At 60.2% G+C, this 14,236-nt stretch carries 14 protein-coding genes and 1 pseudogene; 4 read left to right on the top strand and 11 right to left on the bottom strand.

Annotated elements, in window-relative coordinates; genetic code table 11:
- The first annotated feature begins 59 nt into the window (after positions 1–59).
- The gene (locus K9B32_RS02755; protein ID WP_224560343.1) at positions 60–1,148 is read left to right on the top strand and encodes a citrate synthase/methylcitrate synthase; all 1,089 of its coding nucleotides are present in this window, start codon (positions 60–62) and stop codon (positions 1,146–1,148) included.
- A 57-nt stretch (positions 1,149–1,205) separates the two neighbouring features.
- Here the strand turns inward: K9B32_RS02755 and K9B32_RS02750 are convergent.
- The 5 genes and pseudogenes from K9B32_RS02750 to K9B32_RS02730 all read right to left on the bottom strand — a co-directional run bounded on the left by K9B32_RS02750 (position 1,206) and on the right by K9B32_RS02730 (position 5,986).
- Positions 1,206–1,674 (bottom strand): annotated as a pseudogene (locus K9B32_RS02750) (SRPBCC domain-containing protein).
- A 73-nt stretch (positions 1,675–1,747) separates the two neighbouring features.
- A complete protein-coding gene (locus K9B32_RS02745) occupies positions 1,748–3,376 on the bottom strand; it encodes a CTP synthase (protein ID WP_224560342.1) in 1,629 nt (542 codons plus the stop codon).
- A 140-nt stretch (positions 3,377–3,516) separates the two neighbouring features.
- Positions 3,517–4,029: a preprotein translocase subunit SecG gene (gene secG, locus K9B32_RS02740; protein ID WP_224560341.1), complete on the bottom strand. Its 513-nt coding sequence runs from the start codon at positions 4,027–4,029 to the stop codon at positions 3,517–3,519.
- 107 nt (positions 4,030–4,136) lie between these two features.
- Positions 4,137–4,907: a triose-phosphate isomerase gene (gene tpiA / locus K9B32_RS02735; RefSeq protein WP_224560340.1), complete on the bottom strand. Its 771-nt coding sequence runs from the start codon at positions 4,905–4,907 to the stop codon at positions 4,137–4,139.
- 194 nt (positions 4,908–5,101) lie between these two features.
- The gene (locus K9B32_RS02730) at positions 5,102–5,986 is read right to left on the bottom strand and encodes an alpha/beta hydrolase (RefSeq protein WP_224560339.1); all 885 of its coding nucleotides are present in this window, start codon (positions 5,984–5,986) and stop codon (positions 5,102–5,104) included.
- Between the two features lie 216 nt (positions 5,987–6,202).
- On the opposite strand from K9B32_RS02730, the gene parE reads away from it, so the two are divergent.
- Complete coding sequence (gene parE, locus K9B32_RS02725) at positions 6,203–8,275, top strand: DNA topoisomerase IV subunit B (RefSeq protein ID WP_224560338.1); 2,073 nt, start codon at positions 6,203–6,205, stop codon at positions 8,273–8,275.
- A 5-nt stretch (positions 8,276–8,280) separates the two neighbouring features.
- Here parE and K9B32_RS02720 read toward each other — a convergent pair whose 3' ends face one another.
- Positions 8,281–8,736, bottom strand: a complete 456-nt coding sequence (locus K9B32_RS02720) for an OsmC family protein (protein ID WP_224560337.1) — start codon at positions 8,734–8,736, stop codon at positions 8,281–8,283.
- Between the two features lie 3 nt (positions 8,737–8,739).
- A complete protein-coding gene (locus tag K9B32_RS02715; RefSeq protein ID WP_224560336.1) occupies positions 8,740–9,357 on the bottom strand; it encodes a GntR family transcriptional regulator in 618 nt (205 codons plus the stop codon).
- 206 nt (positions 9,358–9,563) lie between these two features.
- Here K9B32_RS02715 and K9B32_RS02710 point away from each other — a divergent pair, with 206 nt between their 5' ends.
- A complete protein-coding gene (locus K9B32_RS02710) occupies positions 9,564–10,742 on the top strand; it encodes an AI-2E family transporter (RefSeq protein ID WP_411969672.1) in 1,179 nt (392 codons plus the stop codon).
- On the opposite strand, the gene K9B32_RS02705 is transcribed toward K9B32_RS02710, so the two are convergent.
- Positions 10,743–11,201: a GNAT family N-acetyltransferase gene (locus K9B32_RS02705; RefSeq protein WP_224560335.1), complete on the bottom strand. Its 459-nt coding sequence runs from the start codon at positions 11,199–11,201 to the stop codon at positions 10,743–10,745.
- A gap of 120 nt (positions 11,202–11,321) precedes the next feature.
- On the opposite strand from K9B32_RS02705, the gene K9B32_RS02700 reads away from it, so the two are divergent.
- A complete protein-coding gene (locus K9B32_RS02700; protein ID WP_224560334.1) occupies positions 11,322–11,732 on the top strand; it encodes a hypothetical protein in 411 nt (136 codons plus the stop codon).
- On the opposite strand, the gene K9B32_RS02695 is transcribed toward K9B32_RS02700, so the two are convergent.
- The 3 genes from K9B32_RS02695 to K9B32_RS02685 form a co-directional block, all read right to left on the bottom strand.
- A complete protein-coding gene (locus K9B32_RS02695; protein ID WP_224560333.1) occupies positions 11,729–12,865 on the bottom strand; it encodes a DUF2336 domain-containing protein in 1,137 nt (378 codons plus the stop codon). The two genes, K9B32_RS02700 and K9B32_RS02695, sit on opposite strands and share 4 nt — an antisense overlap.
- Before the next feature lie 100 nt (positions 12,866–12,965).
- Complete coding sequence (locus tag K9B32_RS02690) at positions 12,966–13,568, bottom strand: flavin reductase family protein (protein WP_224560332.1); 603 nt, start codon at positions 13,566–13,568, stop codon at positions 12,966–12,968.
- Entirely contained in the window at positions 13,568–14,152 is a 585-nt protein-coding gene (locus K9B32_RS02685) for a nitroreductase (RefSeq protein WP_224560331.1), read from the bottom strand. Before K9B32_RS02685 ends, K9B32_RS02690 begins: the two co-directional genes overlap by 1 nt.
- Positions 14,153–14,236: the final 84 nt, after the last annotated feature.

Genomic DNA, 14,236 nt, shown 5'->3' with positions numbered 1-14,236 from the left:
GAGGAAAAGCCCGCAAATGCTGGTGTTTACCCCTTGTGTTCTTTCATTGGAGAAGCACCATGAAGAACGGTTTGGAAGATGTCATCGCGGCTGAAACGCAACTCTCCGATGTGGACGGCGAAGCGGGCCGCTTGATCATCCGCGGTGTGTCGCTCGATCATCTCGTGTCTACAGCAACCTATGAAAGCGTTGTCGCCCTCTTGCTCGACGGACTAACGGAGCGGCACTTTGCTCTAGCAGATCTCGACCGGCGGTTGGGCGAAATGCGGGAGCGCCTGTTCGCGCACGTGACGACGCTCGATTCGGAGTTGTTGGCTTTGCCGCCTGTGGAAGTCATGCGGGCTCTCATCGCTCGCCTGCAAGATGGCGAGGATTTCGAGGCCGCCCTTCGATTGCTGGCTGCGCCTGCCGTCTTCCTGCCGGCGATCCTCCGTCTGCAGGCTGGCAACGGCCCGGTAGCGCCGGACGGCTCCCTTTCTCAGGCGACCGACATCCTGCGCATGCTGACCGGCCAATTGCCGAGCGCGGAACAGACGGCTGCACTCGATGCCTATCTGGTGACCATCTCCGACCACGGACTGAATGCCTCGACCTTCGCATCGCGCGTCGTCGCCTCGACGCGCGCCGGCCTGACCTCATCGGTGCTTGCGGCGCTGAGCGCCCTCAAGGGACCGCTGCATGGCGGCGCCCCTGGCCCTGTGCTCGATATGTTCGACGCGATTGGAACCAACGAGAATGCACGCGACTGGCTCGGCCAGGCACTGGACCGCGGCGAACGCCTGATGGGCTTCGGCCACCGCATCTACCGGGTGCGTGATCCGCGCGCCGATGCCCTGAAGCAGGCTCTTCGGTCGCTCGTCTTGGCCGCGCAGGTCGATCGCGAGCGGATCGACCTTGCTGAAGCTGTCGAGCACGCGGCGCTCGCAATCCTCAAGGAGCGCAAGCCGAATCGTCCGCTTGATGTTAATGTCGAATTCTACACGGCGTTGCTGCTCGATGCGCTTGGATTTCCGCGAGAGGCCTTCACCGGCGTATTTGCGATCGGCCGGACGGTAGGGTGGATCGCGCATGCGCGCGAACAGGCACTCGAAGGTCGGCTTATCCGGCCGCGTTCGGTTTATATCGGGCCGCTGCCGCGAGCGGCGTGATGGTCGACACAACATAGCCCGGCGGCCCTGCCTGCTGAGCTGTCGTCGCAACACATTCTATCCCGTCACATATGCCGCCAGTTGCTCCAGTGTCTGGCGGCAGCCCATTTCGTTGTCTTCCAAGCATATTCTAATCGGAATGTGCTCGGTGACCATGGTACCTCTGTGCCGTCCGCGGTCGGTCGCATATGGGTGCGGATCGTCATTTCGCCTGGAAGGCCGAATCGTCGGAATTGAATACCGTCTTCCAGACGACGGGAGAGTTCGAGATGAGCTGCGCAATTTTCTCGCGGAACAGGTCGGTCTTCTCCGAGGTTTTGCCCTCCATGTCGGTCTCTCCGTCCGGATAGACGAGCGACAGGCTCAAGGCGCCGCCTTCCCTGCCCTCGAGCTCATGTACAATGCCGCGCATCTCGCCTGGCGGCAGCCATATAGCCACGGCCTTGGCATCGAGGAAGGCCGCATAGACCGCGCTGGGCGGTGCGTGAATGATCTGGGAAACAGTCGGTCTGCGATCTTGGCTCATCCGACGCAAGATACCGACGGCACGCCAATTGAAAAGACCGCCGCGCCGATATGGCGAGGCGGTCTCTTATTGATCAGACCAGGCGACTCTGCTCGGTCGCCGCTTCGATGAAGCTTGCGAATAGCGGATGCGGATCGAGTGGGCGGCTCTTAAGCTCAGGATGGTACTGGACGCCGATGAACCAGGGATGATCCGGATATTCGATCGTCTCTGGCAACACGCCGTCCGGCGACATTCCCGAGAAGACGAGACCGCAGTCTTCCAAACGATCCTTGTAATCGATATTGACTTCGTAGCGGTGGCGATGGCGCTCGGAAATATCGGTCGAGCCATAGATCTCGGAGATCTTGGTGTCCTTCTTCAGCGTAGCCTTGTAGGCGCCAAGGCGCATCGTGCCGCCGAGATCGCCCGATGCCGTGCGCGTCTGCAGCTCATTGCCCTTCACCCACTCGGTCATCAGGCCGACGACCGGCTCCTTCGTCGGGCCGAATTCGGTCGAAGACGCGCTATCCACGCCGGCAAGGTTGCGGGCTGCTTCGATGACGGCCATCTGCATGCCGAAGCAAATGCCGAAATACGGCACCTTGCGTTCGCGCGCAAAGCGAGCCGCATGGATCTTGCCTTCCGAGCCACGCTCGCCGAAGCCGCCGGGAACGAGAATCCCGTGGACCTTCTCAAGGTAAGGCGCCGGGTCTTCCTTTTCGAAGACCTCCGATTCGATCCATTCGAGCTTCACCTTGACGCGATTGGCGATGCCGCCGTGATGCAGCGCTTCGATCAGCGACTTATAGGCATCCTTGAGGCCGGTGTACTTGCCGACGATCGCGATCGTGACTTCGCCTTCCGGCGTGCGGATCCGGTTGCAGACCTCTTCCCACGGATCGAGGCGCGGTTTCGGTGCCGGCTCGATGCCGAAGGCTGCCAGCACTTCGTTGTCGAGGCCTTCCTTATGGTAGGCGATCGGAACGTCGTAGATGTTGGCGACGTCGAGCGCCTGGATGACGGCGGACGGGCGGACATTGCAGAACAGCGAGAGCTTACGGCGTTCCGCTTCCGGAATTTCGCGGTCGGCGCGGACCAGCAGGATGTCGGGATGAATGCCGAGTGCCTGCAGTTCCTTGACGGAATGCTGCGTCGGCTTGGTCTTCAGCTCGCCTGCGGCCGGAATATAGGGCATCAGCGTCAGGTGGACGTAGATCGCCGTGCCGCGCGGGAGGTCGTTGCCGAGCTGGCGGATCGCTTCCATAAAGGGCATGGCCTCGATATCACCGACCGTGCCGCCGATCTCGCAGATGACGAAGTCGTAGTCGTCATTGCCTTCGGTGACGAAATCCTTGATCTCGTTGGTGACGTGCGGAATGACCTGAACGGTTGCGCCGAGATAGTCGCCGCGGCGTTCCTTGTCGATGATGTTCTTATAAATGCGGCCAGTGGTGATGTTGTCGGTCTTGGTCGCCGAACGCCCGGTGAAGCGCTCGTAGTGGCCGAGATCGAGGTCAGTTTCGGCACCGTCATCGGTGACGAAGACTTCGCCGTGCTGGGTCGGGCTCATGGTGCCCGGGTCCACGTTCAGATAGGGGTCGAGTTTGCGAAGCCGCACCCGGTAACCACGGGCCTGCAGCAACGCTCCGAGTGCCGCGGCCGCAATTCCTTTACCGAGAGAGGAAACCACGCCGCCAGTGATGAATACGTATCGCGCCATGGGATTCACCGGATACCTTTTCAAAAACGATTCCACCAGCCCAAAAATTCATTTCCAGAATTTTTGGCGCCAGCGTGGAATCTGAACAAAAGAAAACCGGCAGACCCGAAGGCCTGCCGGCGGTTTATGCTGTCTGCCGCTTACTGTCCGCTTGGGACGGTGGCGGGCGCCGGAGCGGCAGGCGTGGTGGCCTGCGGTGCTGCCGGAGCAGTTTGAGTGGACGGGGCCGTTTCGGCAGGTGCCGGGGCTGCGGGCGCGGTTGCTGCCGGAGCCGGAGCGGATGCGCCGCCCGTCGGAACGCCGTTGTTGCTCTGCGGGGCCGGAGCTGGTGCGACCGGAGCGGTGTTGCCGTTCTGGCCGCCGAGCGAATCGAGGATGCCGTTGCCCTGCCCGCTCGTCGCCGGAATACGGTTCAGAATATCCGTCGGACGGCTCTCATAGCGGTTGAGGATGCCGAGACCAAGCGATGTGATGAAGAACAGCGCCGCCAGGATCGCGGTCGTGCGCGTCAGCGCATTGGCCGTGCCGCGGGCAGACATGAAGCCCGAACCGCCGCCGATACCGAGGCCGCCGCCTTCGGAGCGCTGGATGAGCACGACGCCTACAAGCGCCAGCACGATCATGAGATGGATGACAATCAAAACGGTCTGCATGGGTCCAGTCCTGCCCACACGCGCGGCGGGCATAAAGTAAAATTCTGGCGCTCTTTACATGAGGTCATCCGCTATTCCAAGCCCTTCGGCTCGGAATATACACGGCTCTAAGCAAGCAACGCTTCGTATGCGCCGTAAATGGCGAGGAAGTCGGTCGCTTTCAAGCTCGCGCCGCCGATCAGGGCGCCATCGACGTTCGCGACGCCCATCAATTCTCTCGCATTGCTTGGCTTGACCGAGCCGCCATAGAGGATACGGATCTCCTTGCCGGCATCGCCAAAGCGGGCGACGAGCTCGGAACGCATGAAGGCGTGAGCCTTCTCGACGTCTTCCACGGTCGGCGTGACACCGGTGCCGATCGCCCAGACGGGCTCGTAGGCAATGACCGTATTCACCGGTGTCGCGGTATCCGGCACCGAGGCGGAAAGCTGACGCTTGATAATGTCGAGGGTCTGGCCGGCCTTGCGCTCGTCAGCCGTTTCACCGATGCAGACGATCGCCGTTAGTTCCGCGGCGAAGGCAGCCTCTGCCTTGGCACGAACAAGATGGTCGGTCTCGGCGTGGTCGGTGCGCCGCTCCGAATGCCCGACGATGACGTAGGTGCCGAAGCAATCCGCAATCATCTCGGCCGAGATATCGCCGGTGTGGGCGCCCGACGGATTCTGGTGGCAATCCTGCGCGCCGATTGCGAGCGGGCTATCTGTGCAGAGCGCCGTGGCCACATAAAGCAGCGTCGCCGGAGGGCAGATCAGCACCTCCACCTTCGCGGAAAGTTGCCCCTCAACACCTTCAGCGATCGCCTTGATCTGGTCGAGGGAGGCACGCGTGCCGTTCATTTTCCAGTTTCCCGCCACGAGCGGGCGCACGTCAGGTGTCATGCCAGCCTTCCAATCTTCCACGTATCGAGCGGCCTTAGCAAAAGCAGGGATCAATGAAAAGGTTTCGCCCCTTTCGTTAAAGGAAATAACGGCTTTTTGTCGCGCAGATGCTTAAAATTTGGGGCTGATGTTGCTGAAAATCATAAAGCGGGACGCGGTGTATGTCATCCGGCCTCCTGTCTTCGGAGCGACCGTCAGGAACCCAGTATCCAGTTTAGCGTACGGCGCCAATCGATCATGCGGATCGGCGTTCCGTGATTGCCGGTCTGATAGAGCGTGAAATGCGTAGGGTAACCTGCCTTCAGCAACTTCTCGAAGAGCGTCTGCTGGTCTGTCGCCGCATAGACGGGATCGCGGCTGCCATGCGCGAACCAAAGCGGCAGCCTGGCCTTGAAGAAAGGACTTTTGGCAAAATCCGGATCGGCAACGCCACTCAGGATCACCATCCCCTTGAGGCGCTTTGCGCTATCCGGATCGCGGCTGATACCCCAGCAGACCTGGCTGCCCATGGACGCACAGGCCAGGATGACCGGCTTACCGGGCGATTGTTTGGAAACGTAACCGATCAGACCTTCAATCGCGGCCACTCCATCGCTGTCGAAGCTCTTGACCGACGGCGAGTAGTAGACGCCGCCGTTGCCGGCCACTAGGTTCTTCAAGCGATTGAAGTTTCCGCCGAAGCTGTAGTCGTTGGCGCCGAGACGCCGGTCGCCGTTGCGTCCGTGAACGAAGATGACCGTAAATGCGGCTCCCGAGCTTTGTCCCACCCGGGTGACATCGAGCCGTTGGCCGCCAAGCTGCAACGTCTCATCCGATTGCTGCTTTCTGATGCCGAGAGACACGTATTTTTGTTGGGCACGTTTTTGGGGTATCTGATCGCGGCCGTTGATGTCGCGCATCTCGTCGTACTCGATGACATCGAGCGAGCCACCGTTGCTCGTCTCCAGCACATTTTGTGTGGAAAAGAGATCGTCCTTAAAGGGCGGCAGCCGCTCAGCGGCCTGGCCGCTTGTTGACGCCGCTAGGAAAAAGGCCGCAATTGCGGCGATAATGGAACAATGACTTGTGGACATTCGCATGCGCATGGTTCCCTGAGCCTTGTGGCCGCTTGCCATTCCACGCCCATCAACGCAAACCAATTCCTGAGAAAGTCCGCCGGATGGGCGGCGTCGCGTAACAAGGCGCTTTCTGGCAGAATCTGCCTGATTCGCAAACGTGACATCAAATGCGGTGATTTTGGGTCAGGCATGGCATAAGCCGCCTGCCCTAAACAGGACGAAGATCTGAACGACCCCATGGACGATAGCAACGACCTCTTTTCCGGACTGCCCCTGACACCGAAGCAGGAGGAGGCTCCAAAGCCTGCCGAGCCGCCAAAGGCAGCGCCCGCCGAGGCCGCTGCTGCGGTTTCGCGTCCGGCGCCCGTGAGCTCGACATCCGACGACTACGGTGCGTCCTCGATCCGCGTTCTCGAGGGACTCGAGCCCGTTCGCATGCGTCCGGGCATGTATATCGGCGGCACCGACGAAAAGGCCCTGCACCATCTGTTCGCTGAGGTGATCGACAACTCGATGGACGAAGCGGTCGCCGGCCACGCCAACTTTATCGAAGTGTATCTCGACCGCGAGGGCTATCTGACAGTCAGCGACAACGGACGCGGGATACCCGTCGAAAACCATCCGCAGGTTCCGGGCAAGTCGACGCTCGAAGTCATCATGACCAAGCTGCACGCTGGCGGCAAGTTCGACGGCAAGGCATACGAGACATCCGGCGGCCTCCACGGCGTTGGCGTTTCTGTCGTCAACGCGCTTTCCGACGTGTTGGAAGTCGAGGTTGCGCGTAACCGGAAGCTATACCGCCAGCGCTTCTCCCGCGGTTTGCCGCAGGGCGAACTGGAGGAACTCGGCGACGTCCATAATCGTCGCGGCACGCGTGTTCGCTTTCACCCCGATCCGCAGATTTTTGGCGAGCACGCGAAGTTCGACGCGGGGCGCGTGTTTCGTATGGCACGCTCCAAGGCTTACCTCTTTGGCGGCGTGGAAATCCGCTGGAGCTGCGAAGAAGGTGTGCTTCCGCAAGGCTCGGAGATACCTGATAAGGCGGTCTTCCACTTCCCCGGCGGCCTGAAGGATTACCTGCAGGCGACGATGGGCAAGGAATTCACTGTCACTCGCGAGATATTCGCAGGCAAGACGGAGAAAACCAGCGGTCACGGCTCGCTGGAGTGGGCGATCACCTGGTACGGTGGCGATCCTCAGGTCCATTCGTACTGCAATACCATCCCGACACCCGAAGGTGGCACGCACGAGGCAGGCCTTCGTATCGCGCTGACCAAGGGCCTGAAGAACTATGCCGATCTGACGCAGAACAAGCGCGCCGCCCAGATCACCACCGATGACGTGATGATCTCGGCCGTCGGTATGCTGTCGGTATTCATTCGCGAACCTGAATTCGTTGGCCAAACGAAGGACAAGCTTGCGACCGTTGAAGCTCAGCGCATCGTTGAAAACGCACTTCGCGATCCGTTTGACCACTACCTCGCCGACAATCCGAACGAAGCAGCCAAGCTGCTCGATTGGGTCATCGAGCGCGCGGAGGAACGCCTGCGCCGTCGCAAGGAAAAGGAAGTCAACCGCAAGACGGCCGTGCGCAAGCTGCGTCTGCCCGGCAAGCTTGCTGATTGCGCACAGAACACCGCCCAGGGTGCCGAACTCTTCATCGTCGAAGGCGACTCGGCAGGCGGCTCGGCCAAGCAGGCGCGTAACCGTGCCAACCAGGCGATCCTCCCGCTACGCGGCAAGATCCTCAACGTCGCCAGTGCCGGCCGCGAAAAGCTTGGCGCCAACCAGCAGCTGGCTGACCTCGTGCAGGCGCTCGGCTGCGGCACACGCTCGAAGTATCGCGAAGAAGACCTTCGCTACGAACGCATCATCGTGATGACCGACGCCGATGTGGACGGCGCTCACATTGCATCGTTGCTCATCACGTTCTTCTATCAGGAGATGCCCGAGCTGGTCCGTGGCGGTCACCTCTTTCTTGCCGTGCCGCCGCTTTACAAGATCACCCAGGGCGCGAAGTCGGCTTATGCCCGCGACGACGCGCACCGGGCCGAGTTGATGGAGACCGAGTTCAAGGGCAAGGCCAAAGTCGAAATCAGCCGCTTCAAAGGTCTCGGCGAAATGCTGCCGGCGCAGCTCAAGGAAACTACCATGGACCCAAGCAAGCGCACGCTGTTGCGCGTGGTGATTGACGAGGTGGATTTCGAGGGCACGCGCACGGCGGTCGACGACCTGATGGGAACGAAGCCGGAAGCTCGATTCCGGTTCATTCAGGATCGTGCTGCCTTTGCGGAAAACCTAGATATCTAGAACGTCTAGTCGAGGCGTACGGTAATCTCCGTCTTCACGGAGTTGGCGAGGAAGCACAATTCGTGCGCCTCGTGATGCAGTTTTTCTTCGAGTTCACGGCTCGGATTGTCGCTTGAGTAAGTGACCTGCGGCCGAAGCTCGACACGGCTCACCATCGTTCTGCCCTGCACGGTTTCCATGAGGCCGGTTGCTGCATCGACATAGCTGTCGACCATGATGCGCTTCTTGGAAGCAAGCCAGAGGTAGAACAGCATGTGGCAGCTCGACAGCGACGCAACGTACGCCTCTTCCGGATCCACATTCTCAGCCACGGCATAGGGCAGCGGCACATTGTGTGGCGAAGCGGAGGCGGCGACGGTGGCACCGCCGTCGAAGCTCCATGTGTGTCCGCGGCTGTATCGTCCGTCGATAAAACTTGCCGCGCCCCGCTCCCACGCAACCTCTGCGGAAAACGTCGTCATCTGTCATTCTCCTTCGCGCGTCAGGCGCGCCGTTGTCATTTGCAAATGATCCGACAATGCTTGCAGCGCTGCGGCTTCGTCGCGACGTGCGCAGGCTTCGATGATGGCGTGATGCTCGGTATGGAGGATGACGCGCTCATCGGAGCCTTTCGGCTGCCTCGAGTAGGCGCGACGCGATTCACGTCGCAGTTCGTCGATCATAGAAAGAAGGCGGGCATTGCCGCATCGCCCATAGAGCGTTCGATGAAAAGCGACATCCAGCTCTTCCAGGGTAGCAGGGTCCTCCTCTTCAACCAGATCTTCATTGAGACGCTGCGCCTTGCGCAAGTCGCTATCACCGAGGGTCGGCAGCGCTCCACGCAGTGCCATACTTTCCAACGCCGCGCGGATATCGGCGAGCTCGCGCGCCTGCTCTTCCGTCAAACCGGCGACAGCTAGGCTTCGATCCGGCCGCCGGTCGAGCAGGCCCGACGCCAGCAGTCGATCAAGCGCCTGACGCACCGGCTGCCGGCTGACACCAAATCGCTGCGCCAGGAGCTCTTGCTTCAGGACTGTTCCTGGCTGCAGGCGCCCGCCTTCTATTTCACGCCGCAGCGCCGTTGCAATCGTGTTTGTATCCATGGATCCAAACTATCTGGTGAAATGAATTTTGGCAACGCTGTTGCAGGATTTCTGTCATATTGATTGCGGAGAATGGGGCTAAGGAGCGTAGTATAGATCGCCGGGGATCTCGGGTGCGCCAGTCGACGGCATAAATCCGTCATTGTGCTTGCGCGCGAGGGACGCATGGCCCATATCCATAGTCAAAACAGGGGGAAAAGAACGACGTGAGCCTTCCGAACAACAATATCCAGCGCGAGTCGCGATGGCTCGGCCCTTCGGGCCCTGCCCGCACGCCGTTAATTCCCTCGATCTCTGCAGCGCGCTGGCTGCTGGTTCTCGTTGTCGCGGCTGGCGTTTACTTCTTCTACGGCTTTGCCGTCCCCGTGCTTGCGGCGCTAGTCATCGGTTTTGCGAGCTGGCCGCTTTACCGCCGATTGCTCGAGCGTGTCGGCGGAAACACAACAATCGCTGCCACCATCGCGATTGTACTGATCGTCACGTTCTTGGTTTTGCCCATCGTTTTTGCCGTGACCTACACGACAGGCGAGGTGCGGGAATGGGTCGCCTGGGCTGTGCATGCAAACAGATCGGGCGCGCCGACGCCGCAGTGGATCATCGCCCTGCCCTTCGCTGGCCCTTATCTCGACGAGTTGTGGACCAAATACATCGGCAGCCCCGGCTCCATGGGTGAGGTCATCCAGGCTGTCAGCGGCGCCAACATCGGCAACATCTATCGGGCGATTCTCGCCGCAGGCGGCGGCGCCTTCCACCTGCTGCTGACGCTGCTTTTTATGCTGATTGCGCTGTTCTTCGTCTACCGCGATGGTTCCGCCTTCTCGCAGCAGATCGATATGCTTGGCGAGCGCATCCTCCCCAACCGCTGGGAGCGGATATCCCGGGTCGTACCGGCAACGATCAGCTCGACCGTTATGGGCATGACACTGATCGCTATCGGCGAAGGCATCGTGCTTGGCGTCGCCTATTGGATCGCCGGTGTCCCTTCACCTGTCACGCTCGGCGTCCTGACTGGCATCATGGCCTTGATACCGGGTGGTGCGCCGCTTTCCTTTACGCTGGTGTCCGTCTATCTGCTCGCCAGTGGCTCACACGTTGCCGGCGTCGGTCTTTTTGTTTGGGGAACGGTCGAGCTGTTCATTGTCGACAAGACGCTGCGCCCCAAGCTCGTCGGCGGCCCGATCAAATTGCCATTCCTGCCCACGTTCTTCGGCCTCGTGGGCGGCGTGAAGACCATGGGCTTCCTCGGCCTCTTCATCGGGCCGGTTCTGATGGCCCTGATTGTCGCGATCTGGCGAGAGTGGATGCACGAGGTTCACGATGCGGAAACCGGGCCACAAGTGATGATCGACGAACAGACCCCGCCAGCGTCTCGCGCGGCTGAGTGATCAGGCGAGCCGCTTTTCCATGAACAGGCTGAGTGGGTCCGGCAGGTAGCTGCCGAACGGCTCGATGTCGACATAGCCATATTTGCGGTAGAGAGCGATTGCCTCCGGCTGGTAGATGCCAGTTTCGAGCCGAACGGCCCAAAGTCTCTTTTCAGTTGCGGCTGCTTCGAGCTCCTTCATCAGCTTGCTTGCCACCTTCAAGCCACGCGCGGCCGGGTCAACGAACATGCGTTTGATCTCCGCCGTTCCGTCGCCAACCTCGACCAGCGCGCAGCAGCCGACGATTGCGTTATCGTTGCGGGCGACGAAGAAGCTGACGGTCGGCCTTTCCAACGTCGAGATGTCGACGAGGTGGTTGCTCTCTGGTGGATACAGCGACTGCGCATAGGTGTCGGACATGTCGAGGAGACGGAGCACGCCTTCCTGGCGCGGTGGTTCCAGAGCAATCGTGATGGACACGGGATTTTCCTGTCTTGGCGCGCGCTCCCGCATGACGAAAAGTTAATGCTGGGGCGCCTTCATTCCGTTGGAATTACAGTCTCTAAGAGGCAGAGTTTTCAATATTCATAAGGCGATATTATGCAAGCGGTATTGGTTGCAATGACCATCTTAGGGTGCAACGACTCGGTTACAAAATGCAACTTCATCGCCACGGTCGAGAAACAGTGGCAGACAGTTGCGATGTGCGACGCTGACTCGGAGAGGCAGCTGAAGCACTTTACAAATATAAGCTACCCAACAGTCATTGCCGTTTGCGAGCCGCCGAAACCCGCTACGCCCCCGGACACACGAAGGGCTGTCGTAGAAAACATACCAAAACCGCCCGCACCAGCTGAAACACAAGGCCGGTTGTCGGTCTTCGCTGATCGGGTGGCAGGCCAGGTACGTGCACATCTACCATCCGGCAGCGATATGAAAACAGTGCTGGTTTCACCCGTCCATTTTGTCTCGGGAGGCTATTCCTGGGTCGCGAAACGGCTTTACCCCTAGGCCGCCGCGAGAGATGCTACCTGAGCGTACGTGCGCGCATGCTGCCGCTGCTCCGCCATGTGCAGCCTCTCGACCATCTCGAGAAGTTCTTGGGCAGCACCGTGCGTGCCATGCCAACGGAACTTCTCGAGCAGCTTGCCGCAGACGTCGCCCAGCATGGCGGCGGAAAGATTCTTCGAAGCTTCCCGCCACAGCAGCGTTGCCTCGACGAAAATCACGCTGATTTCGCGGGTAAGGCCGGCCGATTCGTAGAGGGCACGCACGGCGTGCATGCGCCCGGTTGCAAGGATGGAGCGAACGCGTCGCTCGTCACAACCCGTAAGGTTGACAATTGCGGCCGCGAAGAACTCCACCTTGCCGGAGCAGAGGGCGTGTATCAGAAAGGACGGCGTCAGCTGGCCGCTTACCCGCAAATGTTCGACAAGGTCTGAAATCTCGCGCGGCGTAAGCTCGCCTGCAATCGAGACGACAGCGGCTTCGTTGGCCTCCCGGCTGATCCGATGCCGCCGGCTCGGATCGATCGTCGCTTGCGCCAATGGTAGATTGACGAGGGCGACGCTGACATGCTGCGTCAACAACTGGCGAGCGTCCGCAGTCAAATCCCCACGATCCAGCAGCAGATTGCGGATCTCGCAATGGTGGCCGAGACGCTCGGCGATTCTCTTGAGCGAGTAAGGTGCGATCGCAGCTCCTTCGTTTTCGAGAAGGCAGATGATGGTCTCTTCTTCGCCAATTTCAGCAAGTGCGGCGGCGACTGGCCGTGAGATCGTGCCACGCGCTGCAATCAGCATTCGCGTAACGTCGCTACCGCCGGCAGCAAAATCCACCAGATCGGAATCCGACAGCAAGGGCGAGCATGTGACGGCGTGGCATGCAATTTCGGGCTGATCCGCTGCGAGCGAGAGAATAACGGCGCGCGGTGCATCCGGCGACCACGAGATCGCCTCGGCAAGAGCCAGCCTGACCTTGGGGGACGGGTCGTCGAGCAGGAAAGTCATGGCCATCTCGGCGGCCGCGCGTTCTGCTGCAGCCATCTCGGACTGCAAATAGGCTCTGCCGAGGGCATTGGCCGCACGGGCCCTGTCTCCGGCCTTGGCGGTTTCCGCCCAACGAAGAAATGCTTCTACGATCACCCGTGTGCCCCATGCCCGAATGCGATTCTCTCGCACTCCAATCAGTGAGATTACGCTACGGGCAAAAAGTTTATGATTGGTTCACCATGTTCGTTAAGCTTCAAAGCTGCGGCCGAAACATTTCGAATACGTCGCAGCCTTCGCTGTAGTCCATGTAACCCATGCGCGCGATCGGCCTAGCGATCGTCATATCGAGGCGGCCGTCGCGAATGATTGTTTCGTCGATTCGGATGCCGATAACCTGGCCGAAGACCATGATGTTCTCGGAATCCCCGCCGGTGAGTGACTTCGGCACAAGGGTTTCCGTTACCTTGCATTCGAGAACGGCAAAGGCTTCGGCGACATAGGGCGCATCCACAAGATCACCCCTCCTTGCCGTCAGACCGGCAAGCGCAAACTCGTCGACGCCGTAGTCGACGGCCGCCGACGAAACGTTCATCTTCTCCACCAGGTTCCGGCTCACGAAGTTGCAGGTGAACTCGCCGGTTTCGATCGCATTCCTCTGGCTGTGCTTGAGACCGGCAGAGGAAAACATCACGAGTTTCGGGCGGTCGGAGATCGCATTGAAGAAAGAGTACGGCGCGAGATTGATCGAGCCATCACTTCCCTTGCTGCCGATCCAGCCGATTGGACGCGGCGCGACAATCGCCTTGAAGGGATCATGCGCCAGACCGTGCCGGTTCGTATCGGTGTTATAGAACATCAGTCCTCTCCGCCAACCCAGGTGACCGTCTCGGTCAACTCCGGACGCGGGCGTTCGATGGCAGGAAACGTCGTCGAGCCCATGTGAATAAAGCCTGCGATCTTCTCGCCCGGCCCGACGCCGAGGAGCTCGTAGGCGCGTTCGTCGTAGGCGAACCATTCGGTCAGCCAATTGGCAACCCATCCATGGGCATTGGCGGCAAAGATGATGTTGAGGCAGACTGCGCCGGCAGACATCAACTGCTCCCACTCGGGGATCTTGATGTGCGGGCCGGCCTTGCTGACGACGGCAACGACGACAGGAGCGCGCGTGAAACGGGTACGTTCCACTTGTATCATTTCATCAGAAAGCTCTGGCTTGGCCTCGAGTGCAAGCTTCAGAAGCTCTTCGCCGATCCGGGCACGCTCTTCGCCGCGATAGACGATAAAGCGCCAAGGCGCGAGCTTGCCGTGATCAGGCACACGGGACGCCAGGCGCAAAATCTCTTCGATCTCGGCCTTGTCGGGCCCCGGCCCGCACATCTGAAACGCGGGAATAGAACGGCGGACACCGAGATAGTCGATCAGCTTGATATCGGATTTCATGCGGGAGAGGCTTCCATTTTCATGACAGCATTTCGGATGGGTCTTGAATTTGCCATCGCGTTGGTCTTGAAGTGGCCTCTGTGA

Origin of the sequence: Rhizobium sp. 3T7 (assembly GCF_020166565.1) — a bacterium.
In the GTDB taxonomy this organism is placed as follows: Bacteria; Pseudomonadota; Alphaproteobacteria; order Rhizobiales; family Rhizobiaceae; genus Rhizobium.
Note: the sequence above shows the minus strand (reverse complement) of the source record. Positions and strands in the feature narration are given on the sequence as shown.

Excerpts from the sequence above, each read along its gene's own strand:
- secG (WP_224560341.1), bottom strand. The coding sequence starts at position 4,029 with ATGCAGACCGTTTTGATTGTCATCCATCTCATGATCGTGCTGGCGCTT.
- tpiA (WP_224560340.1), bottom strand. The coding sequence starts at position 4,907 with ATGACACCTGACGTGCGCCCGCTCGTGGCGGGAAACTGGAAAATGAAC.
- K9B32_RS02745 (WP_224560342.1), bottom strand. The coding sequence starts at position 3,376 with ATGGCGCGATACGTATTCATCACTGGCGGCGTGGTTTCCTCTCTCGGT.
- K9B32_RS02700 (WP_224560334.1), top strand. The coding sequence starts at position 11,322 with ATGCAAGCGGTATTGGTTGCAATGACCATCTTAGGGTGCAACGACTCG.
- parE (WP_224560338.1), top strand. The coding sequence starts at position 6,203 with ATGGACGATAGCAACGACCTCTTTTCCGGACTGCCCCTGACACCGAAG.
- K9B32_RS02720 (WP_224560337.1), bottom strand. The coding sequence starts at position 8,736 with ATGACGACGTTTTCCGCAGAGGTTGCGTGGGAGCGGGGCGCGGCAAGT.
- K9B32_RS02755 (WP_224560343.1), top strand. The coding sequence starts at position 60 with ATGAAGAACGGTTTGGAAGATGTCATCGCGGCTGAAACGCAACTCTCC.
- K9B32_RS02730 (WP_224560339.1), bottom strand. The coding sequence starts at position 5,986 with ATGCGAATGTCCACAAGTCATTGTTCCATTATCGCCGCAATTGCGGCC.
- K9B32_RS02715 (WP_224560336.1), bottom strand. The coding sequence starts at position 9,357 with ATGGATACAAACACGATTGCAACGGCGCTGCGGCGTGAAATAGAAGGC.
- K9B32_RS02690 (WP_224560332.1), bottom strand. The coding sequence starts at position 13,568 with ATGTTCTATAACACCGATACGAACCGGCACGGTCTGGCGCATGATCCC.
- K9B32_RS02685 (WP_224560331.1), bottom strand. The coding sequence starts at position 14,152 with ATGAAATCCGATATCAAGCTGATCGACTATCTCGGTGTCCGCCGTTCT.